The sequence below is a fragment of the Microbulbifer litoralis genome (assembly GCF_023634065.1).
In the GTDB taxonomy this organism is placed as follows: domain Bacteria; phylum Pseudomonadota; class Gammaproteobacteria; order Pseudomonadales; family Cellvibrionaceae; genus Microbulbifer; species Microbulbifer litoralis.
Window position 1 is genome coordinate 325,045 of the sequence record NZ_JALKCV010000005.1, and the last position, 20,581, is coordinate 345,625.

Below are 20,581 nucleotides of genomic sequence, written 5' to 3' on the forward strand. Positions count from 1 at the left end.
TTGCTGGATACCGCCTATAACGTCGAGACACCGGAAGGAATCGACCTGCGCGCACAGGCCGCCGGGCCCGTGCCGCGCATCCTGGCCTACAGTGTCGATGTTTTTTACCGTTCGTTGATACTGGCCGCGCTCGGCATCGCCCTCGCGTTTGCCGACCGCGCCGGTCTCGGTATCTGGCTGCTCTGCTCCTTCCTGCTGGAGTGGTTCTATCCCGTCTTTTTCGAAGTCCTTCGCGGCGGGCAGACGCCCGGCAAGAAGGCCTTCGGCCTGATGGTGGTGAACGACAACCTCACCCCCATTTCCTGGAGCGCCTCGCTGCTGCGCAACCTGCTGCGTTTCGCCGATTTCCTGCCGTTCGGCTATGCCGCCGGTACCATCGCCATGACGCTGAACCGGGATTTCCGCCGGCTGGGCGACATGGCCGCCGGCACACTGGTGGTGTATCGCCAGCAGAACAGCAACGAGCGCTCGCTGCCGCAGGCGGCACCGCTGGCACCGCCGCGCGGACTGCAACTGCAGGACCAGCTGGCCGTTATCAGCCTGGCCGAACGCCACCGGGACCTGAGTGAGGCCCGCCAGCGGGAACTGGCCGACCTGCTGCAGCCGGTCACCGGAAAATCCGGTCGCGACGGTCTCAACTACCTCCACGCCGTGGGCAACTGGCTACTGGGTGGAAAATGAAACAACAGGACTTCGAACAGCGCTACAGTGACGGCTGGCTGCGGCTCGAGCAGTGGCTGCGCACTGGCAGTGCGGGCGCTGACGAAGCGGCGCCCGACCTGCCGGTGGCCTATCGCAGCCTGTGCCAGCAGTTGGCGGTGGCCAAGGAGCGCCAGTACACCAACCAGTTGATCGAACGCCTCAACCAACTGGTGATGGCGGCCCACCACCGCGTCTACCGCCAACAGACACTGCGCAGGAATACCTGGGTGCGCTATCTGCTGGCCGGTTTCCCGCAGGCGGTGCGCGCACAGATAAAATATGTCTGGCTGGCCAGCGCACTGTTCCTGCTGCCGGCCCTGGTGATGGGTATCGGCAGCTACAGTAACGACGCGCTGATCTATGCGGTGATGTCGCCGGAGCAGGTGCTGCAGTTCGAATCCATGTACGACCCGGGCAACCAGGTCATGGGCCGCGAGCGCGGATCCGATTCGGACCTGCATATGTTCGGCTTCTATATCAAGAACAATATCGGCATCGCCTTCCGCACTTTTGCCGCCGGCCTGTTGTTCGGGCTGGGCTCCATCTTTTTCCTGGTATTCAACGGTATCTACCTGGGCGCGGTATTCGGGCATATCACCCGCGTGGGCTTCAGCGCGACCTTCTTCCCGTTTGTGATCGGCCACGGTGCCTTCGAACTGACCGCCATCGTACTGGCCGGTGCCGCCGGCCTGCGGCTGGGCCAGTCCCTGATCGACCCCGGTGGCCACCGCCGCCTGGTGGCCCTGCGCCTGGCCAGTATCGAGGCGATGAAGATCGTCTACGGCACCTTCCTGATGCTGGTGATCGCCGCATTCCTGGAGGCCTTCTGGTCCTCCAGCACCGAGCTGGGCGTCGGCCTGAGGGTCGCCGTGGGCACCGTGCTCTGGCTGCTGGTATTCGCTTACTTCGCGCTGGCCGGCCGCGGTGTCCTGCAACCCGGGGAAATGCCGCGCCCCGCACCGGGAGGCCGCCGTGAACCTTGATCATCTGGCGGTACGCGCGCGACTGCGCTCGCCGTGGGAATCCGTCGACCTCGGCATCGCCCTGGCGCGCCGCCAGTGGGGCGCGCTGTTCCTGGTCTGGCTGCTGCCGGCGGCCCTGGTGTTCGGCGCCTGCGCGGCTTTACTGTGGCAATCCCCCGGCCTCGCCATGCTGTTGCTCTGGTGGCTGAAACCCGCCTACGACCGGCTGCCATTGTTCATTGCCAGCCGCGCGCTGTTCGGCGAGCGGGTCGGCGCCGGCGCGGCGCTGCGGCAGTTTTTGGCCCAGAACCGGCGCGACTGGTTCGCCTGGCTGACCTGGCGCCGCCTCAGTGCAACGCGCTCCTTCGATATGCCGGTCACACTGCTGGAACAGAACAGCGGCGCCGCGCGCAGCAGCCGCGTCGCCGTGCTGCACCGCAAACACGCGGGTGCCGCCACCTGGCTGACACTGACACTGGTGCATATCGAGCTGATCCTGGCGCTGGCGGTCATGGCCCTGATCTACCTGTTTATCCCGGAGCAGCTGCAGATCGACTGGCTGCCCTTCCTGAGCAGCGGTGCGCTGTGGATGGAGTGGGCGCTAAATGGTATCTACCTGCTGGTCATGGCCGCCGTGGCGCCCTTCTATGTGGTGGGCGGTTTTGCGCTGTATATCGGCCGGCGTATCGAGCTCGAGGGCTGGGATATCGAGATCCAGTTCCGCAAACTGCGCGCGCGACATGGGCGCAGCGAACGCGGCAAGGCCCGCGGTGCCGTGGCGGCGCAACTGCTGTTGCTGTGCGCGCTGGGCCTGTCGGGCCTCCTGCACGGCGGGCCCGCCCGGGCGGAAGCCGCCGCGACACCGGAGCAGGCCCGCGAAACCGTCGATCAGGTGCTGGTCGGCGAGGATTTCCACCGCATGGAAACCGTCAAGCGCTGGCGCCTCAAGGACTTCGAGTGGAAAGCAGACGCATTCCCCAACTGGATGATCGAATTCATCGAGTGGCTGGAGCGGCTGCTGGCCGACGACGACGCGGACGACTCCGACTTCGCCACCGGCCTCGGCCCGCTGATCGGCACACTGATCGAACTGCTGTTGTGGATCGCCGTCATCGGCCTGCTTGTGCACCTGCTGTGGCGTTACCGCGAGCCGCTGCGCCAGAGCCTGCAATTCCGCCGGCGCGCGGCGCCGGATCGCCGCGCGCCGGAGACGCTGTTCGGCCTGGACGTACGCCGCTCCAGCCTGCCGGACGACGTCTGCGCCGAAGTGCTGAGGCTCTGGGCCAGCGGCGACCGGCGCAACAGCCTGGGCCTGCTGTACCGGGCCACACTGTCCCACCTGATTGAGCGCTACCAGTTCGAGTTCGGCGACCACCTGACCGAAAGCGAGTGCGCCCGGCAGGTGCAGACACGCCGGCAGCGGGAAGCCGATCCCGACGGCGAGCTGCGCCCGGTCAGCGGCGCTCTGGGGGATTTCGTGCAACAGCTCACCGGCGTCTGGCAGCAACTGGCCTACGCCCACCGCGCACCGGCCACCGGGCGCGTGGAAAATCTCTGCGACCGCTGGCGGGAGGTGTTTGCCGATGACCGCTAAACGGATACTGCTCGTCCTGATCACACTGCTGATCGGTGCCAGCGTGGCGCTGTTCCTGATGCTGTTCGAACGCTACGAGCGGCAACTGGATCGCGGCTGGGGCCCGGAGGCGATCCGCAATCGCTACCTGGCCGCCGAGCAGTTCCTCACCGCCACCGGCGTGGAGACCCGGCGCGCCGACAATATCTCCGTCGTCGCCGACCTGTCGCTGCAGGACACCCTGTACGTGGCCAGCTCCAGCCAGGTCTACAACACCGAACGCGCGCGGGAGCTGCTGGAATGGGTCGGGCGCGGCGGCCACGCGGTGGTAGTGGCCCGCCACGGCAACGAGCGCGACTGGCTGCTGGAGGAACTCGGCGTCACCCTGGAAGCCGGCAGCGACGATTTCTTCTTCAGCAATCCGCTGCGCCGCTTTATCGGCGAGGAGGCCGAGGAATACAGCGGCAAGAGTGCCAGCGAAATCCTGCGCGAACACAACCGCAGGGTGCGCGCCGGCGAGGACGATGAAGACACCGGCGCGCAGGAAGAGAGCGAAGCGGAAACCGCAACCCCCGAGCCGCCACAGGACCCGGATGTGGAGCCGTCAACACTGGTGACCCTGACTTCCGACGACGGCAGCGACTACCGACTGCACTTCGATCCCGGCATGCTGCTGTGGCACCCGGCACTGGAGGAAGAGGGCTCCGGTGCCGGCCCGGTGTTCTGGGCGGACATGCAGAGCGAGGACGCCGGCGTGCCCTTCATGCAGTTCGAGCGCGGCAGCGGGCTGATTACGCTGATGGCCGATGCCGGCCTCTGGCAGTCGGACCGGCTCGGCCATTTCGACCACGCCTACCTGCTGGGGCAGATGGCGTCCGATGGCGATTTCGTATTCCTGACCCGGCCACACTTCGACTCGCTGCCGGTGCTCGCGCGCCGCTACGCCAGCGAGTTTTTCCTCGCCGGTGCCCTGGCACTGCTGGCCTGGCTGCTGCTGCGTTCGCGCCGCTTCGGCCAGCGCGAGGCGGAGCCCGAGGCGGCGCGCCGCTCGCTGCTCGAGCATATCTCCGCCTGCGGCCACTACTACTGGCGCGCCGACAAGTGCAGCGCACTGCTGATGCACTACCGCGACAGCCTGCTGCGGCGCCTGGGCGGCGACAACGCCTCGCAGGAAACCCGGCGCAAGCTATGCAGCCAACTGAACCTGGCGACCGGACTCAGCGAAACCCGGATTACCGACAGCCTCTGGGGCGAGCCCCCGTCCAGCGAAGAGGCGTTTACCGAAAGAATGCGCAACCTGCAGCAAATCGAGGCAGCCCTATGAACGACACCACCCACCGACCCGAACAACCCCCACAGGCCGGACAACAGCAGGGCGAACAGGCGCCGGGCCCGGACTGGCGGGCCGCCTCCGAACAGCTGGCACTGCTGCGCAACAGCGTCAACCGGCTGCTGATCGGCCAGGAGCAGGTGGTCGAGCAGGTGCTGATCGCGCTGCTGTCCTCCGGCCACGTGCTGCTGGAAGGGGTGCCCGGCCTCGGCAAGACCCTGCTGGTGCGGGCGCTGGCCAACTGTTTCGGCGGCAGTTTCCGCCGCATCCAGTTCACGCCGGACCTGATGCCGGCGGACGTGACCGGCCACGCGATTTACCAGATGGCCGAGGGCCGCTTCGAGGTGCGCCGCGGGCCGGTGTTCACCAACCTGCTGCTGGCGGACGAGATCAACCGCGCCCCGGCCAAGACCCAGGCCGCGCTGCTGGAAGTGATGCAGGAGAAGCAGGTCACCATCGACGGCGAGCCGCTGCCGGTGCCGCGACCATTCATGGTGCTGGCGACCCAGAACCCGATCGAACAGGAGGGCACCTACCCGCTGCCCGAGGCGGAACTGGACCGCTTCCTGCTGAAAGTACTGATCGACTTCCCCAGCCACGAGGCGGAACTGAAACTGGCCGCGGCCGCCAGCAGCGGCCGTATCGAGCAGCACCTGCAACAGCAGCCGGCCGGCCAGCTCACGCTCGAACGGCTGCGGGAACTGCAGGCGCTGGTGCCGCAGGTGGCACTGGACCAGCAGGTGCTGGATTACGCCGTGCGGCTGGTGCGCGCCACCCGCGATGCCGCCCAGCTGCGCCGCCCAGCCGGGCCGCGGGCCAGCATCGGCCTGCTGCAGGCCGCGCGCGCCCGGGCGCTGCTGGCCGGGCGCGAGTTCGTACTGCCGGACGACGTCAAGGCCATGGCGGTGCCGGTGATGCGCCACCGCGTCGGCCTGTCGCCGGATATGGAGATCGACGGCGAGACCGCCGATTCGGTGCTGGCGCAGATCATCGACACCGTGGAAGCGCCCAGGTTGTGAAGATCGCCGCCGCGCTGATTCCCCACACCCGCCCCAGCCGCCGCCTCGTGCGGCTGCTCGGCTACTGGTGCCTGGCGGCCCTGCTGGTGTCCGCGGCGCGCATCTGGCTGCCGCAGGGCGCCGGCACCGTCGCCGCTCTCTGGTGGGCGGCCGGCGCGCTGCTGCTGGGCGCGGCGCTGCTGGACTGGCTCACCGGGCGCCGCGTACAGGGCCTGGTCGGCGAGCGCTCACTGCCGGGCAACCTGGCGCTGGGCGTGCAGAACCGAGTGCAACTGCTGTTGCGCAACGAGGGCCCGCGGCGGCTGCGCCTGACCGTGTGCGACCAGTTGCCGGACCAGTTGCAGGCGCGCGAGCTGCCCCGCGACGCGCAACTGGAACCGCAGCAGGAAGTGCATATCGACTACCCGCTGGTGCCGCGCCGCCGCGGCCACGCGGTATTCGGCCGCATCGAGGCGCTGGCGGACTCCCCCTGGGGCCTGTGGCAGAAACAGCTGGCGCTCGGCGAGGCGGACGCGGTCAAGGTGTATCCCAATTTTCTCGGCATCTCCTCGCTGCAGTCCCTGAGCACGGAACAGAGCCTGCGCTTCCTGGGCCTGCACCAGCAGCAGCGCCGCGGCGAGGGCATGGACTTCCGCCAGTTGCGCGAATACCGCGAGGGCGACAGCCAGCGCCAGGTGGACTGGCGCGCGAGTGCCCGCATGCGCAAGCTGATCAGCCGCGAGTACCAGGACGAGCGCGACCAGGAAATCGTCTACATGCTCGACTGCGGCCGCCGCATGCGCGCCAAGGACGGCGCACTCAGCCACTTCGATCACGCCCTCAACGCGCTGCTGTTGTCCGCCTATGTGGCCATCAAGCAGGGCGACGCGGTGGGCCTGCACGCCTTCGCCCACCCCGGCCGCAGCGGCCGGCTGCCACCGGTCAAGGGCGAGAGCGCCATCAACCTGCTGCTGAACCACGTCTACGACCTGCACTCCGGCACCGCCAGTGCGGACTTCAGTGGCGCCGCCCAACAGATGCTCGCCGAACACAGCCGGCGCGCGCTGGTGATACTGGTCACCAACCTGCGCGACGAGGACGGCGACGAACTCCTCGCGGCAGTGCAACTGCTGTCGCGCCGCCACCTGGTCATGGTGGCCTGCCTGCGCGAGTCCGCGCTGGACGACCTGATGCAGCGGCCGGTAGCCGGCTTTGGCGACGCCGTGGAACTGGCGGCCACGCGAGACTTCCTCGATCGCCGCGGCCGCCTGCTGCAGCAACTGCGCGCGCGCAACGTACTGGTAGTGGATTCCGCCCCGGACAAGCTGCATATGGCGCTGGTGGAAAGCTACTGGCAGCTCAAGCGCAGCGGTCGTATCTAGTGTGCTGTACGGCCCACTAGTGGGTCGTGCCCAAGGTTCTGTAGCCATTCGCTGAGCTTTTTGGCGCAGCGAACTATTTGCGAACTTCCCGCACGGCATACCAGGCACGTCGCCCCAATCCCTGGCTCCCGCGCCGGCGGGCCGCTATATTGGCCGCTGCGACCACAGCAGCGATAATGCGCCCGATGCCACAGACCGGAACACCGATACAGCGCCCGACCGCCCGGCTGCCCCGCAGCCTGGCGCTGTTGCTGTTGTGCGTTTTCCTGTGCGCGCGCGGCCTGGTGCCGGCCGGGTTCATGCCGGCGCCACTCAGCGGTGGCGCCCCCTACGGCTTCTGCCACGGCGACGGCAACAGCGCGCTGCTGTTGCAGTGGCTGCAGCGCGAGTACCACCATCACCACGGCGGCCACCACCACGACGGGCTGACCGCCCACGCCTTTGCCGACAACCACTGCAACTTCTCTGCCGCCGCCGGCCTGGCCGCCGCGCCGTCCGTCGACCTGCAGGTCTTCATCGCCGGTATTTCGACGCCGGCTGCAGCCCCCACCGCCGGCGCCGCGCGCAGCCGCACCTATACGCAACCGCCCAGCCGCGCCCCACCCCGTTTCCCGTCCGCCTGAATCACACCAATCGCCAACACCTTTTGTATGCGCAGCCGCCGCGTGCGGCCCGCGCGTGCACCTGTACGGGAAACAACGATGCACAACCAACGCAAGAACAGATGGCCGCTGCGCTCGGCACTGAGCCTGGCCGTCACGGCCTGTTGCAGCTACGCGGCCGCGGGCCTGGCCGACAGCAACGACATGGAACAGATGGTGGTCACCGGGGTAAAAACCGAATTGCCGCTGAACCTCGCCACCGACCCGAAGAAACCCCGCCAGCCGCTGCCGGCCAATGACGGCGCCGACTACCTGAAGACCATCGCCGGCTTCTCGGTGATTCGCAAAGGGGGCAGCGACGGCGACCCGATGCTGCGCGGCATGGCCGGCTCGCGCCTGAATATGCTGCTCGATGGCGCCACCGTGCTCGGCGGCTGCAGCAGCCGCATGGACCCGCCCACCGCCTACATCTTCCCGGAGACCCTCGACAGCATCAAAGTGATCAAGGGTCCACAGACGGTCAAGTACGGCCCTGGCAACGCCGCCGGCGTGGTGCTGTTCGAGCGCGATCACGAGCGCCCGGCGGAGGCCGGCTGGCACCTGTACAGCAGCCTGCTGGCGGGCAGTGCGGAGCGCCGCGACGGCACCGTCGACGCCCGCTACAGTTCGCCGGAATTCTCCCTGCGCGGCTCCGCCACCAGCGCCTCCGCCGACGACTACGAAGACGGCGATGGCGTCGGTGTCCACTCCCGCTACCAGCGCTGGAACGGCCAGCTCAGTGCCGCCTGGACACCGGACGCAGACACCCGCTACGAGCTGAACGCCAGCCGCGGCGACGGCGAGGCCGCCTACGCCGACCGCGGTGTGGACGGCTCGAGGTTTGCGCGCGAGAGCTACGGCGCCAGCTATTCGCGACAGAATATCGGCGAGCTGCTGCAGTCGATCGAAGTGCAGGCCTACTACAACTACGTCGACCATGTGATGGACAACTACAGCCTGCGCGAGCCCGGCGGCACAATGGCGATGCAGATGGCCATGAACCCGGACCGCAAAACCAGCGGCGGCAAACTGGAACTGCTGCTGACCCCGGCGGACGCACTGAACTGGACCCTGGGTCTGGATGCACGCGACGACCGCCACAGCAACCGCAGCACCATGAACCAGCAGATGATGGACTACCGCGATATGGCGCGGCAGGCCGATGCCCGCTTCCGGCAACTGGGCGTCTACTCCGAGGCCAGTTGGGAACCGGTGCCGGGCCGCCGCTGGATCGCCGGCGCGCGATTGGACAACTGGCAAGTGAAAGACCGACGCGACCAGGTGATGCTGTCGATGATGCAGTCGGTGGCCAACCCCACCGCCGGCGACACCCGCGAGGAGCAGCTGCACAGCGGTTTCCTGCGCCACGAATTTGCGCTGCGCAGTGGGCCCGCCAGTTCCGCCACCCTCTACGCGGGGCTCGGCTACAACGAACGCTTCCCGGATTACTGGGAGATCTTTTCCAAGGAAACCCGCGACTCGGTCAGCGCCCTGGGCATCGCCCCGGAGAAGACCACCCAGCTGGATATCGGCTACCTCTACAGCGGCGAGCGCCTGTCCGCGAGCGTCTCCGCGTTCGCCAATACCATCGACGACTACCTGATGATCGAGACCGGCGTCATGAAGCCCGCCGCCTCCCCCGGCATGGGCGCGATGGACGGAATGGATTCGATGGATGGCATGGACGACATGCGCAGCGCCAGCATCGTGCGCAATATCGACGCCCGCACCTGGGGCCTGGAAATGGACCTGAATTACCGGTGGCGGGACAACTGGCGTACCGAGTTGACCCTGTCCTCCGTGCGCGGCGCCAACGATACCGACGACACCACGCTGGCGCAGCTGCCGCCGCTGGAGGCGCGCCTGGGTCTCTACTACGAGCTGCCGGACTGGTCGGCGGGCGTCCTGTGGCGCAGCATCGCCAGCCAGGAGCGGGTGGATATCGGCAGGGGCAACATCGCCGGGCAGGATTTCGGCCCCACCGACAGCGCCGAGGTACTGTCCATCAACGGCGGCTGGCGCGCGAGCGAGACGCTGATGGTCACCGCCGGTATCGACAACCTGCTGGACGAGACCTACGCCGAGCATGTCAGCCGTGCCGGCGCCACCATTCCCGGTTTCGACCAGCTGGCGCGTATCAACGAACCGGGGCGGACGCTGTGGTTGAAGGGGGTCTACAGCTTCTGAGTGGAGGTGGCGAGCGGGGGAGGCCTATCGGCAAGGTTGCCGTCGCAGGCAGTCCCGAGGCCATCCCCCGATAGCGGGCACAATCAGAAGCGGTAGCTGAAATTGACCGTCAGCGAGCGCAGGTGGCCGAGGTCGTAATCGGTCACCCGCCCCACATCGTTGTAGTTGTACTCGATGGAAGTGTCGAAATCCCGCGTCCACATATAGCGGTAGCCGACACCCGCATTCCAGTAGTTGTCGCTGCCGTCGGCGTATACCGGCACGGTGATGCGGCGGTCGTCGCGGCGCACCGTGTCCACATCGAATTCGCCGTAATTCCATCCGGCCATCCAGTAGAGGCACTGGATATCGCAGTTCAGGGTGAAATCGACCTTGAAGTTGACACCGTACTGGTCGACGGAAAGGTGGCCGTCGTCAAAATTGGAATAGCGCACTTCCACCTGCCACAGGCCGACCGAGGGCGTGATACCGACACTGCCGTAGGCAAAGGTATCCCGCTCCTTGTTGATCTGGATCTGCCCGGCACCGACACCCACTGTGCCGATCACCCGGTACTCGCCGAGGCAGATGCCCTCGAACGGGTTGTTCCACTCCGCGGCGCCGGCTGCGGACGAGCACATCAAGGCGAAAGCAAACAGGATTCTCTTCATTCCTACCTTCCTTGGTCCATCGCTACTGGAAATCTCTCAGCGTTCGGTTTTATTCGGGGATGTCTGCGAGTGAGCCACGTCGATAATGGCCCAGATGCCGCCGGCAAAGGCCGGGTTGCCGCGCAGGGTGTCGATATCGCCGGGCTCCGGCGGCGACTCGCCGGCTGCGCACACATCCTCCAGGCGCTGCAGAATTGTCTCGGCCATTTTCTGCAGAGTCGCATCCAGGGTTTCGGCGTGGCAGTGGCAATGGGGGAGGTCCGGCGCTATGGCACCGAAGCCGGCATATTCTATGTTGTGAACCACAACCGGATAGCGCATCGGCAGTTACTCTTATGACATGAACCCACCAAGCGTAGACGTAATTGAGATATCCGTGGCAAGTTGGCGCCGGAAACGCGGCAGCCCGGGAGAATTGATTCGCAGTTTCTGCGAAGAGGGAGAACTATTTTTTAACGGGGAATCCTGCCCAGCATTGCGCGGCGGGAAAAAATCATTTCCTTGTAGGTCTGCAACAGGGAGAGATCCAGTTCGGTTTCGTCACCGCGCAGTTCCTCCATCTGCCGATGCAGCCAGCTGATCTCGCTCTCCAGCTGGCGGCGCAGTTTACGGGTCTCGCTCTCGCTGATATTGACGTGTGCACTGCGGCGCTGGGGCATGGGCTCCACCTGAACAGGACAAGGCCCGCCCGCGGGTGCGGGCGGAAACCACCCCGGTCGATACACCGGGGGCTCAGGTGAAGTTTAGTCGGTGGGAGATCAGTTTGTGAGCAACGGGCGCCAGTCGAACGACGGGTCACCGATCACATGGAAGAAGGGGTTCAACAGCGAGTCCTTGGTGTTGTAGCGCAGCAACTGGAACTGCTCGTCCACCACGGTGCCGCCGGCGGCCTCCACCACCGCCTGGGCCGCGGCCGTGTCCCACTCGCAGGTGGGCGCCAGGCGCGGGTAGAGATCCGCGGCGCCCTCGGCCACCAGGCACAGCTTCAGCGAGCTGCCCATATTCTTGCAGGCCACCTCGCCCACCGAGGACTCGATACGCTCCACCAGCTGGTCCACGGCACCGGCGCCGTGGCTGCGGCTGGCCACCAGTTCCACCGGCTCGCCGGCGTCGAGCCGCGGCTGCAGCGCGCGCGCGCTGATCGGCGTCTCGCCGTCGGCGGTACGCTTGAAGGCGACGCCCTGTTCGCCATCGGCATCGCCCTTGCAACCGGCGTAAGTGATATCCAGCACCGGCACATAGACCACCCCCAGCACCGGCTCGCCGCCGTCGATCAGCGCCACGTTGACGGTGAACTCGCCGTTGCGGCGGATGAATTCCTTGGTGCCGTCCAGCGGATCCACGATCCAGTAGCGCTGCCACTGCCGGCGCTGCTCGAAGGGCGGCATTTCCTGCTCTTCCGACAGTACCGGCACGCCGTCGAGCAGGTCCGCCAGCGCCGGCGCCAGGACTCTGTGGGCGGCCAGGTCGGCGGCGGTCACGGGGGAGTCGTCCGCCTTGGTATCCACTTCCAGCTCGGCGCTGCTGTTGTATACCTCGAGAATCGCGTCGCCGGCCCGGCGGCAGATATCGATGACCGGTTCCAGTAGTGCTTTATCCATAAATCCCCCGTTTGATTGAACGCCGCATTATACGCACTGGCCGGGCGGCGGCCACGGCGCGTCGTCACGGCTCCCGGATTCCGCTTCGCTCCATCCAGGCTAAGCCGTTCCGCGGCGCGGATAGAGGCGGGCCCGGCGTCAGGCCGGGAAGAGGTCGTCGATGGACAGGTAGCGCTCGCCGGTGTCGTAGCTGAATACCAGTACGCGGCTGCCGGGGGCAAATTCGCTCTCGCGCTGTTTCACCGCCGCCAGGCTGGAGCCGGAGGAGATACCGACAAAGATGCCTTCCTTCAGCGCACACTGGCGCGCCATCTCGAAGCTGTCCTCCTCGCTGACCTGGATGGTGCCGTCGAGCACCCCGGTATCGAGGATATCCGGCACGAAGCCGGCGCCGATTCCCTGCAGCCGGTGCAGGCCCTTCTCACAGCCGCTGATCACCGCGGACTTCTCCGGTTCCACGGCAAACGTCTGCAGTTTCGGGAACCGCCCCTTCAGCACTTCGCTGCAGCCGGTGATATGGCCGCCGGTGCCGACGCCGGTCACCAGGTAATCCAGCCCCTCGGGGAAGTCCTCGATGATCTCCCTGGCGGTGGTGTCGCGGTGCGCCTGCACATTGGCCGGGTTGCGGAACTGCTGCGGCATCCAGCTGTTGTCGTACTCCTCCAGCAGCTCCTGCGCCTTCTCGATCGCGCCGCCCATGCCTTTTTCCTTGGGTGTGAGCACCAACTCCGCGCCCATCGCCTTCATGATCTTGCGCCGCTCCACGGACATGGATTCGGGCATGGTCAGGATCAGGCGGTAACCCTTCACCGCCGCCACCATCGCCAGGCCGATACCGGTGTTGCCGGACGTGGGCTCGACAATCACACCGCCGGGCTTCAGCTCGCCGCTGGCCTCGGCCGCCTCGATCATCGACAGGGCGATGCGGTCCTTGATACTGGCACCCGGATTGAAACGCTCCACCTTCATCCACACCTCGATGTCCGGGCGGAACAGGTGGTTGATGCGAACGTGGGGGGTATTGCCGATGGTTTCGAGAATATTGGCGGCTTTCATGCGCTGTGCTCTCCCTGGTTGTCTTCGAGTCTCAACAGGCCGGGCGGGGCGATTGCAGCGCCACCCGCTTTGCCGAATACTGGCCCGGAGCAGACCACAAATACAACAAAAATACGAGTGACCCATGACGGCAACTGCTACCACCGCCGCCGCGCCTGCGCGCACCGATACTCGCCACCTGGCCGCCTTCGCCCTCTCCGCCGCGCTGTTTATGGCCCTCGATGCCGCGGGCGCGGCGGGTCCCTGGATGGCCTGCCTGAAAATCGTACCCATCGCCATCCTGGCACTGCTGGCCCGGCGCAACCTGAGTGGCCCGACCCAAGGCCTGATCCTCACCGCACTCGGCCTCTCCGCCCTCGGCGACGTATTGCTGGCACTGGAATTTCCCAACCAGTTCGTATTCGGCCTCGGCGCTTTCCTGCTGGCGCAGCTGGTCTACGCCGGCACCTTCCTGCGCGCGGCGGATGCCCGCCGCCGGGGCTTCTGGCTGCGCGCCGCGCCGGTGCTGCTGGCAGCCCTGCTGCTGGCGCGACTGCTGCTGCCGGCGGCGGGCGAACTGGCGCTGCCGGTGCTGGTCTACCTGCTGGCGATCGTCGCCATGGCGCTGTCCGCCGCCGCCCACCGCGGCGATTCCGGGCTGCTGTTCGCCGGCGCGGTCACCTTCATGGCCTCGGACACGCTGATTGCGCTGAACAGGTTCATCGCACCGCTGCCGCTGGCCGGTACCGGCATCATGCTGACCTACTACGGTGCGCAGCTCGCGATCCTGTACGGAGTGGGGCGCACGCGGGCATAATAAGGCGTTCACAGGGAGTGGGGCAGAATGGCCTATGCTCATTCCCCACCCCGGAACGCGAGGTAGTTTCACCCCATGGACCCGATGCTCGACTGGCACGATATCGACACGGTGCTGCTGGATATGGACGGCACCCTGCTCGACCTGCACTACGACACCCACTTCTGGCTCACCCACCTGCCGCGCCGCTATGCCGAAATCCGCGGTATCCCGCTGGACCGGGCGCAAACCGAACTGGGCGCACAGATCGCCGCCCGCCGCGGCACCCTGGAATGGTACTGCCTGAACTTCTGGTCGCGGGAGCTGGAACTGGATGTGGCCGCCCTCTACCGCGAGACCGCCGACCGCATCGCGCTGCGCCCGCAGACCGAGGAATTCCTCGGCGGCCTGCGCAAACTGAACAAAAGGGCCATGCTGGTCACCAACGCGCACCCGGACGGCCTCGGCCACAAGCTGGAAATCACCGGTATCGACCGCTGGCTGGACGGTATCGTCACCTCCCACGAGCTGAACCACGCCAAGGAGAGCGCCCACTTCTGGCCGGCGCTGCGCGAGCATATCGGTTTCGACCCGGCGCGCACCCTGTTCGTCGACGACAACGAGAGCGTACTGACCGCCGCCCGCGACTACGGCATCGCCTACCTGCTGTGCATCCGCCAGCCGGACAGCCGCGGGCCCATGCGCGATATCACCGACTTTCCGGCGATTCACCGCTTCGACGAGATTATGGCGATCTGACTGCGGGACTCGGGACTCGGGACTCGGGACTCGGGACTCGGGACTCGGGACTCGGGACTCGGGACTCGGGACTCGGGACTCGGGACTCGGGACTCGGGACTCTCAGTAGGGTGCGCCATGCGCACCGGATAGTTCAATGGTGCGCACGGCGCACCCTGCGATTGCACTCGAAAAGAATATCCGAGTCAGAAGCAAAGGCCCTGATGCCGGGGGAGGCTTGCGGGACTGTCTGCGAGAGGGACCTCGCAGACAAGCCTACAGGGACGTATTCACGGCGTGTCCCGCAAGCCTCCCCCGGTAGCAGGGCCGCCACCGCCCCTGCTTACGACAATAAGGGCCGCACTTACCCCAAAACTTATTGAATAAACTTACCCACAATGGAAAAAGTACGCATCGACAAATGGCTCTGGGCCGCCCGCTTCTTCAAGACCCGCAGCCTGGCCAAACAGGCCATCGAGGGCGGCAAGGTGCACGCCGATGGCCAGCGCATCAAGGCCAGCAAGGAAATCGCCACCGGCACCACCCTGACCGTGCGCCAGGGCTGGGATCGGGTGGAAGTGGAAGTGCTGGCACTGTCCGACCAGCGCCGCGGCGCCGAGATCGCCCGCACCCTCTACCGCGAGACCGAAGCCAGCGCCGCCAGGCGGGAACAGACACGCGCCGAGCGCCAGGCCAGCAACGCCGGTATTCGCAGCGAGCGCCCCAACAAGAAACAGCGCCGCCAGATCCACCGCTTCCTGCGCGAACAGGATTAGGCGCGCCCGGCTATCCGGGATCCAGGCCGGACGCCCCGGTGCCTGTTACCGACAGCGATTTTCACGCCAATGCCCGACCGCCTGCTAAACTGGCCGGGACCAACCAATAACGACTCGGCATTATGATGAAACGACTCCTCGCCCTGACCCTGCTGCTGTTTGCCGTCGCCCAACCGGCCACCGCCGACAGCCAGCACGAAGAGCTCAAGCGCTCCATCATCAAGATCTACACCGCCGCCGCCGCGCCGGACTACTTCAACCCCTGGGCACTGCTGAACGCGCAGCAGCTGTCCGGCTCCGGCGCCGTCATCTCCGGCAGGCGCATACTGACCAACGCCCATGTGATCGCCAACGGCAGCTTTATCCAGGTGCAGCGCCACGGCGACGCGCGCAAATTCCGCGCCCAGGTGCAGTTCGTCTCCCACGACGCCGACCTGGCGCTGCTGACGGTCGAGGACGAGAACTTCTTCGACGGCACCCGCCCGCTGAAACTGGGCGACCTGCCGGACCTGCAGGAGGAGGTCACCGTCTACGGCTACCCCATCGGCGGCAAGTCCCTGTCCATCACCCGCGGTGTACTGTCGCGGGTCGAGCACCAGTACTACGCCCACGCCGAGAGCTACCTGATGGCCGGCCAGATCGACGCCGCCATCAACCCCGGCAACAGCGGCGGCCCGGTGATCTCCGACGGCCGCATCGTCGGCGTCGCCATGCAGACCAACCACAGCCAGGGCGCCGAGAACCTGGGCTACTTCGTGCCGCCGAGCGTGATCGAACATGTGCTGCAAGACGCCGAGGACGGCGTCAACCAGGGCTTCCCGGAATTCGGCGCCGTGACCCAGAGCATGGAGAGCCCAGCCATGAAACGCGCCGCGGGCCTCAGCGCCGACCAGGAGGGCGCCATGGTCGTGCGGGTGTTCGAGGACTCGCCGGCCGCCGAAGTGCTGCGCCCGGGCGACGTGCTGCTGGAAGTGGACGGCTACCCAATCGCCGCCGACCGCACCGTTGAGTGGCGCGAGAACCAGCGCACTAATTACCACTACGCGGTGGACAAATACCACGTCGGCGACAAGCTGCCGGTACGCTTCTCCCGCGGCGGCGAAGTGCACAGTGCCAACGTGGCGCTGGCGGCCACACCGCCGTCGCGCTCGCTGGTGGTCAGTGAAAAATACGACCAGCGCCCGCGCTACTACATCTACGGCGGCGTGGTGTTCGTGCCGCTGAACATGAACCTGATCAAGCGCTGGGGCAAGAACTGGCATTCCAAGGCACCGATCGACTATCTCTACGCCCGCAACCAGTGGAGCGACGAGCAGCACCGCGAACTGGTGGTGGCGCTGAAAGTACTGCCGGCCGACGTGAACCTCGGTTACCACGACTGGAAGAACTGGATCATCCGCTCCGTCAACGGCGAGGCAGTGGCAGACTTCGACGAGTTCGCGCAACTGATGGAGAGCAACGAAAAACCCTATGTGGAGCTCCGCGACGACTCCGGTTACCGTATGGTGCTGGATGCGGCCGCGGCCGCGGAGCAGCAGCCGCTGATCCTGCAGACTTACCATATCCCCCAGCGCCACTCCGCCGGGCTGTTCAATACCCTGGCCAGGGAGAACACCGACGACTGACCGGAGCGCGCTGGAAAACCGTCGCCAAAGGAACGACCGATGACAAGAACAGGGATTTGTGCCATGGCACTGATATTGATCGCCGCGACCGCCGGCGCAGAGGAGCTGTACCGGTGGGTCGACAAGGACGGCAAGGTCCACTTCGGTGACCGGCCGCCACTGCAGGCCAAGGCGGAAGAGATCGGCGACGAACTGCAGCCGGTCAACTCCGCCGACGCCACCCGCGCCCGCAAACCCGCCCGGTCCGGCCAGCGGGACGACCTGCAGCAACAGTACCAGAATCGCAAACAGCGCCAGCAACAACAGCGTCAGCAGCAGATGGCCCGGGCCTGCCAGAAGGCGCGCCGCGACCTGCGGATACTGCGGGGCAGGGTGGCGTTTGTCGACGACAGCGGCCGCGAGGTGAAAATGACCGAGCGCGACCGCCAGCGGATGGCCGCGGAGCTACAGCGCGAGATCGGCCGCGTCTGCGGATAAGGCCACCCACCGCTATAGGGGCGAACCCTGTATTCGCCCGGGCAGGGTGCCGCCAATCGGCCGGCGGGGGCTCGCAGACGGACCTGTAAGCCTGCTCCGGGACGGCCCCGCTATTCTTTTCCGACAGTAGGGTGCGCCGTGCGCACCGGGCGGGGCCTGCACGATTTCCCGATTTCCCGATTTCCCGATTTCCCGATTTCCCGAGTCCCGAGTCCCGAGTCCCGAGTCCCGAGTCCCGAGTCCCGAGTCCCGAGTCCCGAGTCCCGAGTCCCGAGTCCCGATTTTCAGTGCAGGGTATGCGGCGGGGCGTTGAACAGGCTCTCGATATCCGCCCGGCCGAAGCGGTAGCGGGTATTGCAGAACTGGCAGTCGGCGCTGATCTCTCCCCCCTGCTGCTCCAGCAACTGGTAGACCTCCTCCGGCCCCAGGGAAACCAGCGCGCGGGCACTGCGCTCGCGCGAGCAGCTGCACTTGAAGCGGATATTGGCGGTGCCCAGCGCCGCCGGCTTCATCTCGTGGAACAGGCGGTGCATCAACTGGTCGTGCGGCACCTGGTGCAGCTCCGCGGCCGTCACCGTCTCCGCCAGGTGCTGGGCCGTCTCCCAGGCATCCCGGTTCTCCTCCTCAGTGGCCGCATTGTTGCCGGGCAGCACCTGCAGCATGATGCCACCGACGGTATCGGGGCTGGACTCGATCCAGAAGCGGGTGGCCAGTTGCTCCGACTGGCTAAAGTAATCCTCCAGGCACTCCGCCAGCGTCTCCTTCTCCAGCGGCACGATGCCCTGGTAGCGCTCGCCGTCGCGGGGTTCGATGGTGATCGCCAGCGCGGCGCGGTTGCCGACCAGCTGTGGCAGGCTGGCGCTTTCGTCAATCTGCGCGCCCTCCACCACGCGGGCGATTCCCCGCAGGTCACTGTGGTGGGTGCACTCCGCCATGATCAGCGGCACATCGCCCTCGCCGCGGGCCTGCAGCGCCAGCAGCCCCTCGAACTTCAGGGTCGTGGACAGCAGGCAGGCGGCGGCGAGGAATTCCCCCAACAACTGCGCCACCGGCTGCGGCAGCTGGTTGTTCTCCAGCACCGCGCGATAGGCGTCGGTGAGGGTCACCATCTGCCCGCGGATATCGTGTTGGGAAAAGATAAAGCGTTCCAGCTGGTCGGACATCGGGAATTTGCCTCGGTCAAAAACCGCGGGATTTTAGAGGTGGATCCCTGTAAATGGTAGCTGTCGCAAGCAGCCGGCGGCTTGAACGACAGAATCCGGTGGCGGGGCCAGGGCCCCGTCGGGGCGCAACCGGAATCGTCGCACAATAATTCCCTCAATCTATGACCAGCAGGTAGCGAATAGACAAAACGAATATGGAGGCACAAAATTTCACGAGACAACGCTGTCAATGTGCAAAAAACGCACAGACTTTCTACCCGCCCAAATTGAAGTTTGCCATAATGCGCCCCCCGAACACGCCCGGTCGCTGTTTTCAGCAGTGGCCCCTACTATTTATTTCATCGATACAACTTTCGATTTCATTGATGCAACTTTCACGGGTAATCGACGAATGGCACAGATCGACGATACGGCGCAGGTCCTGAAGAACCTGGCGTCGGCGCAACTGGTTGAAGAGGCACTCAGGCGCGGCGAGGGCAGGCTGTCCGACACCGGCGCGCTGGTGACCGAAACCGGTGCGCGCACCGGCCGCTCCCCGGCGGATCGCTTCGTGGTGGAGGAGGCCTCCACCAGCGACAGCATCGACTGGGGCAGCGTCAACCGCGCCTTCCCGCAGGACAGGTTCGATGCGCTGTGGAGCCGCGTGGAGGAATTCGTCGCCGCCTCCGATACCTTCGTGCAGCAGTTGCACGTGGGCCAGCACGAGCACTACTACCTGCCGGTGGTGGTCACTGCACAGACCGCCTGGCACAGCCTGTTTGCCCGCAACATGTTTATCCGCCCGGACAAATACAATCCCAAGGGCAAGCAGGAGTGGCGCATCCTGCACGCGCCGAACTTCGCCTGCGAGCCGGAGCGCGACGGCACCAACTCCGAGGGCTGCGTGATCATCAACTTCGCCCAGCGCAAGGTGCTGCTGGCGGGCATGCGCTACGCCGGCGAGATGAAAAAGGCCATGTTCTCGGTGCAGAACTTCCTGCTGCCGGAAAAAGACGTGATGCCGATGCACTGTGCCTCCAATGTGGGCAAGGACGGCGATGTGTGCCTGTTCTTCGGCCTGTCCGGCACCGGCAAGACCACCCTGTCCGCCGATCCGGAGCGCTACCTGATTGGCGACGACGAACACGGCTGGGCCAAGGGCGGCGTGTTCAATATCGAGGGCGGCTGCTATGCCAAGACCATCGACCTGAGCAAAGAGAACGAGCCCGTCATCTGGGATGCCATCCGCTTCGGCGCCATTGTCGAGAATGTGGTCATTGATGAAGCCGGCACCCCGGACTACCACGACACCCGCCTGACCGAAAACGGCCGCTGTTCCTACCCGCTGGAGCACGTGGTCATGCGCCAGCCGGGCAACCAGGCGGGCGAGCCGAGGAACGTGATCTTCCTGACCTGCGACGTGTCCGGCGTGCTGCCGCCAGTGTCCATCCTGTCCAAGGAAGCCGCGGCCTACCACTTCCTGTCCGGTTACACCGCGCGCGTGGGCTCCACCGAGCTGGGCGCGGAGGCGGGCATCCACCCGACGTTCTCCACCTGCTTCGGCGCGCCCTTCATGCCGCGCGCGCCGCGGGAGTACGCGGACCTGCTGATGAAGCGCATCCAGGATTTCGGCTCCAATGTCTACCTGGTCAATACCGGCTGGACCGGCGGCTCCGGCGGCGCTTCCCGGAACCAGGGCAAACGCTTCCCGATCCCGGTGACCCGCGCCGTGGTGGCCGCCATCCAGAGCGGCGCGCTGGAAGGCACAGAGACCGAACACCTGGACATCCTCAACCTGGACATCCCGCTAGCGGTACCGGGCGTCGACAGTGCCTGCCTGAACCCGCGCCAGGCCTGGGCCGACACCGCCGCCTACGACGACCAGGCCGGCAAACTGGCCGGCCTGTTCGCCGAGAACATCGAGAAGTTCCAGGTGAGCGAAGACGTCAAGGCCGCCGGCCCCAAA

Annotated in this window: 20 protein-coding genes; 14 read left to right on the top strand and 6 right to left on the bottom strand. The window is 66.1% G+C overall.

Going from position 1 to position 20,581, the window contains the following annotated elements; genetic code table 11:
* From MWN76_RS10585 to MWN76_RS10620, 8 genes are all read left to right on the top strand, one after another.
* Positions 1 to 681 (top strand): RDD family protein, encoded by a 681-nt coding sequence (locus tag MWN76_RS10585; protein WP_250461378.1) that lies wholly within the window; start codon positions 1 to 3, stop codon positions 679 to 681.
* Positions 678 to 1,685 carry a stage II sporulation protein M gene (locus MWN76_RS10590; RefSeq protein ID WP_250461379.1) on the top strand — a complete coding sequence of 336 codons (1,008 nt, stop codon included), beginning with the start codon at positions 678 to 680 and terminating at the stop codon, positions 1,683 to 1,685. Before MWN76_RS10585 ends, MWN76_RS10590 begins: the two co-directional genes overlap by 4 nt.
* Positions 1,675 to 3,258, top strand: a complete 1,584-nt coding sequence (locus tag MWN76_RS21165; protein WP_250461380.1) for a DUF4129 domain-containing protein — start codon at positions 1,675 to 1,677, stop codon at positions 3,256 to 3,258. The genes MWN76_RS10590 and MWN76_RS21165 overlap by 11 nt, the downstream gene beginning before the upstream one ends.
* On the top strand, positions 3,248 to 4,561 hold the full coding sequence (locus tag MWN76_RS10600) for a DUF4350 domain-containing protein (protein ID WP_250461381.1): 1,314 nt from the start codon (positions 3,248 to 3,250) through the stop codon (positions 4,559 to 4,561). The genes MWN76_RS21165 and MWN76_RS10600 overlap by 11 nt, the downstream gene beginning before the upstream one ends.
* Positions 4,558 to 5,586, top strand: a complete 1,029-nt coding sequence (locus MWN76_RS10605) for an AAA family ATPase (RefSeq protein ID WP_250461382.1) — start codon at positions 4,558 to 4,560, stop codon at positions 5,584 to 5,586. Before MWN76_RS10600 ends, MWN76_RS10605 begins: the two co-directional genes overlap by 4 nt.
* On the top strand, positions 5,583 to 6,947 hold the full coding sequence (locus MWN76_RS21170) for a DUF58 domain-containing protein (RefSeq protein ID WP_250461383.1): 1,365 nt from the start codon (positions 5,583 to 5,585) through the stop codon (positions 6,945 to 6,947). The genes MWN76_RS10605 and MWN76_RS21170 overlap by 4 nt, the downstream gene beginning before the upstream one ends.
* Positions 6,948 to 7,132: 185 nt before the next feature.
* Complete coding sequence (locus MWN76_RS10615; protein WP_250461384.1) at positions 7,133 to 7,570, top strand: DUF2946 family protein; 438 nt, start codon at positions 7,133 to 7,135, stop codon at positions 7,568 to 7,570.
* A 78-nt stretch (positions 7,571 to 7,648) separates the two neighbouring features.
* Entirely contained in the window at positions 7,649 to 9,775 is a 2,127-nt protein-coding gene (locus tag MWN76_RS10620; protein WP_250461385.1) for a TonB-dependent copper receptor, read from the top strand.
* An 83-nt stretch (positions 9,776 to 9,858) separates the two neighbouring features.
* Here MWN76_RS10620 and MWN76_RS10625 read toward each other — a convergent pair whose 3' ends face one another.
* The 5 genes from MWN76_RS10625 to cysK form a co-directional block, all read right to left on the bottom strand.
* Complete coding sequence (locus MWN76_RS10625) at positions 9,859 to 10,425, bottom strand: outer membrane beta-barrel protein (protein ID WP_250461386.1); 567 nt, start codon at positions 10,423 to 10,425, stop codon at positions 9,859 to 9,861.
* A gap of 36 nt (positions 10,426 to 10,461) precedes the next feature.
* Positions 10,462 to 10,746: a type II toxin-antitoxin system HicB family antitoxin gene (locus MWN76_RS10630; protein ID WP_250461387.1), complete on the bottom strand. Its 285-nt coding sequence runs from the start codon at positions 10,744 to 10,746 to the stop codon at positions 10,462 to 10,464.
* A 131-nt stretch (positions 10,747 to 10,877) separates the two neighbouring features.
* Complete coding sequence (locus MWN76_RS10635; RefSeq protein WP_250461388.1) at positions 10,878 to 11,084, bottom strand: hypothetical protein; 207 nt, start codon at positions 11,082 to 11,084, stop codon at positions 10,878 to 10,880.
* A 99-nt stretch (positions 11,085 to 11,183) separates the two neighbouring features.
* Positions 11,184 to 12,026, bottom strand: coding sequence for a 3'(2'),5'-bisphosphate nucleotidase CysQ (gene cysQ / locus MWN76_RS10640; protein ID WP_250461389.1), 843 nt, complete (start codon positions 12,024 to 12,026; stop codon positions 11,184 to 11,186).
* Positions 12,027 to 12,164: 138 nt separating this feature from the next.
* Positions 12,165 to 13,082, bottom strand: coding sequence for a cysteine synthase A (gene cysK / locus MWN76_RS10645; protein WP_250461390.1), 918 nt, complete (start codon positions 13,080 to 13,082; stop codon positions 12,165 to 12,167).
* A gap of 124 nt (positions 13,083 to 13,206) precedes the next feature.
* Here cysK and MWN76_RS10650 point away from each other — a divergent pair, with 124 nt between their 5' ends.
* The 5 genes from MWN76_RS10650 (at position 13,207) to MWN76_RS10670 (ending at position 17,473) form a co-directional block, all read left to right on the top strand.
* The gene (locus MWN76_RS10650) at positions 13,207 to 13,878 is read left to right on the top strand and encodes a lysoplasmalogenase (RefSeq protein WP_250461391.1); all 672 of its coding nucleotides are present in this window, start codon (positions 13,207 to 13,209) and stop codon (positions 13,876 to 13,878) included.
* A gap of 84 nt (positions 13,879 to 13,962) precedes the next feature.
* Complete coding sequence (gene yrfG / locus MWN76_RS10655; protein ID WP_250461405.1) at positions 13,963 to 14,616, top strand: GMP/IMP nucleotidase; 654 nt, start codon at positions 13,963 to 13,965, stop codon at positions 14,614 to 14,616.
* A 377-nt stretch (positions 14,617 to 14,993) separates the two neighbouring features.
* Entirely contained in the window at positions 14,994 to 15,371 is a 378-nt protein-coding gene (locus MWN76_RS10660) for an RNA-binding S4 domain-containing protein (protein WP_250461392.1), read from the top strand.
* Between the two features lie 122 nt (positions 15,372 to 15,493).
* The gene (locus tag MWN76_RS10665; RefSeq protein WP_250461393.1) at positions 15,494 to 16,996 is read left to right on the top strand and encodes a S1C family serine protease; all 1,503 of its coding nucleotides are present in this window, start codon (positions 15,494 to 15,496) and stop codon (positions 16,994 to 16,996) included.
* A 63-nt stretch (positions 16,997 to 17,059) separates the two neighbouring features.
* Complete coding sequence (locus MWN76_RS10670) at positions 17,060 to 17,473, top strand: DUF4124 domain-containing protein (RefSeq protein WP_250461394.1); 414 nt, start codon at positions 17,060 to 17,062, stop codon at positions 17,471 to 17,473.
* Between the two features lie 284 nt (positions 17,474 to 17,757).
* Here the strand turns inward: MWN76_RS10670 and hslO are convergent, their stop codons facing one another.
* The gene (gene hslO, locus MWN76_RS10675; protein WP_250461395.1) at positions 17,758 to 18,636 is read right to left on the bottom strand and encodes an Hsp33 family molecular chaperone HslO; all 879 of its coding nucleotides are present in this window, start codon (positions 18,634 to 18,636) and stop codon (positions 17,758 to 17,760) included.
* Between the two features lie 391 nt (positions 18,637 to 19,027).
* Here hslO and MWN76_RS10680 point away from each other — a divergent pair.
* Positions 19,028 to 20,581: phosphoenolpyruvate carboxykinase (locus MWN76_RS10680; RefSeq protein ID WP_250461396.1), on the top strand; the 1,554-nt coding region annotated here is incomplete at its 3' end.

Bases quoted from the DNA above. Each gene is read 5' to 3' on its own strand.
- MWN76_RS10590 (WP_250461379.1), top strand. From the start codon at position 678: ATGAAACAACAGGACTTCGAACAGCGCTACAGTGACGGCTGGCTGCGG.
- MWN76_RS10600 (WP_250461381.1), top strand. From the start codon at position 3,248: ATGACCGCTAAACGGATACTGCTCGTCCTGATCACACTGCTGATCGGT.
- MWN76_RS10605 (WP_250461382.1), top strand. From the start codon at position 4,558: ATGAACGACACCACCCACCGACCCGAACAACCCCCACAGGCCGGACAA.
- MWN76_RS10615 (WP_250461384.1), top strand. From the start codon at position 7,133: ATGCCACAGACCGGAACACCGATACAGCGCCCGACCGCCCGGCTGCCC.
- MWN76_RS10620 (WP_250461385.1), top strand. From the start codon at position 7,649: ATGCACAACCAACGCAAGAACAGATGGCCGCTGCGCTCGGCACTGAGC.
- MWN76_RS10625 (WP_250461386.1), bottom strand. From the start codon at position 10,425: ATGAAGAGAATCCTGTTTGCTTTCGCCTTGATGTGCTCGTCCGCAGCC.
- MWN76_RS10630 (WP_250461387.1), bottom strand. From the start codon at position 10,746: ATGCGCTATCCGGTTGTGGTTCACAACATAGAATATGCCGGCTTCGGT.
- MWN76_RS10635 (WP_250461388.1), bottom strand. From the start codon at position 11,084: ATGCCCCAGCGCCGCAGTGCACACGTCAATATCAGCGAGAGCGAGACC.
- cysQ (WP_250461389.1), bottom strand. From the start codon at position 12,026: ATGGATAAAGCACTACTGGAACCGGTCATCGATATCTGCCGCCGGGCC.
- cysK (WP_250461390.1), bottom strand. From the start codon at position 13,082: ATGAAAGCCGCCAATATTCTCGAAACCATCGGCAATACCCCCCACGTT.
- MWN76_RS10650 (WP_250461391.1), top strand. From the start codon at position 13,207: ATGACGGCAACTGCTACCACCGCCGCCGCGCCTGCGCGCACCGATACT.
- yrfG (WP_250461405.1), top strand. From the start codon at position 13,963: ATGCTCGACTGGCACGATATCGACACGGTGCTGCTGGATATGGACGGC.
- MWN76_RS10660 (WP_250461392.1), top strand. From the start codon at position 14,994: ATGGAAAAAGTACGCATCGACAAATGGCTCTGGGCCGCCCGCTTCTTC.
- MWN76_RS10665 (WP_250461393.1), top strand. From the start codon at position 15,494: ATGATGAAACGACTCCTCGCCCTGACCCTGCTGCTGTTTGCCGTCGCC.
- MWN76_RS10670 (WP_250461394.1), top strand. From the start codon at position 17,060: ATGGCACTGATATTGATCGCCGCGACCGCCGGCGCAGAGGAGCTGTAC.
- hslO (WP_250461395.1), bottom strand. From the start codon at position 18,636: ATGTCCGACCAGCTGGAACGCTTTATCTTTTCCCAACACGATATCCGC.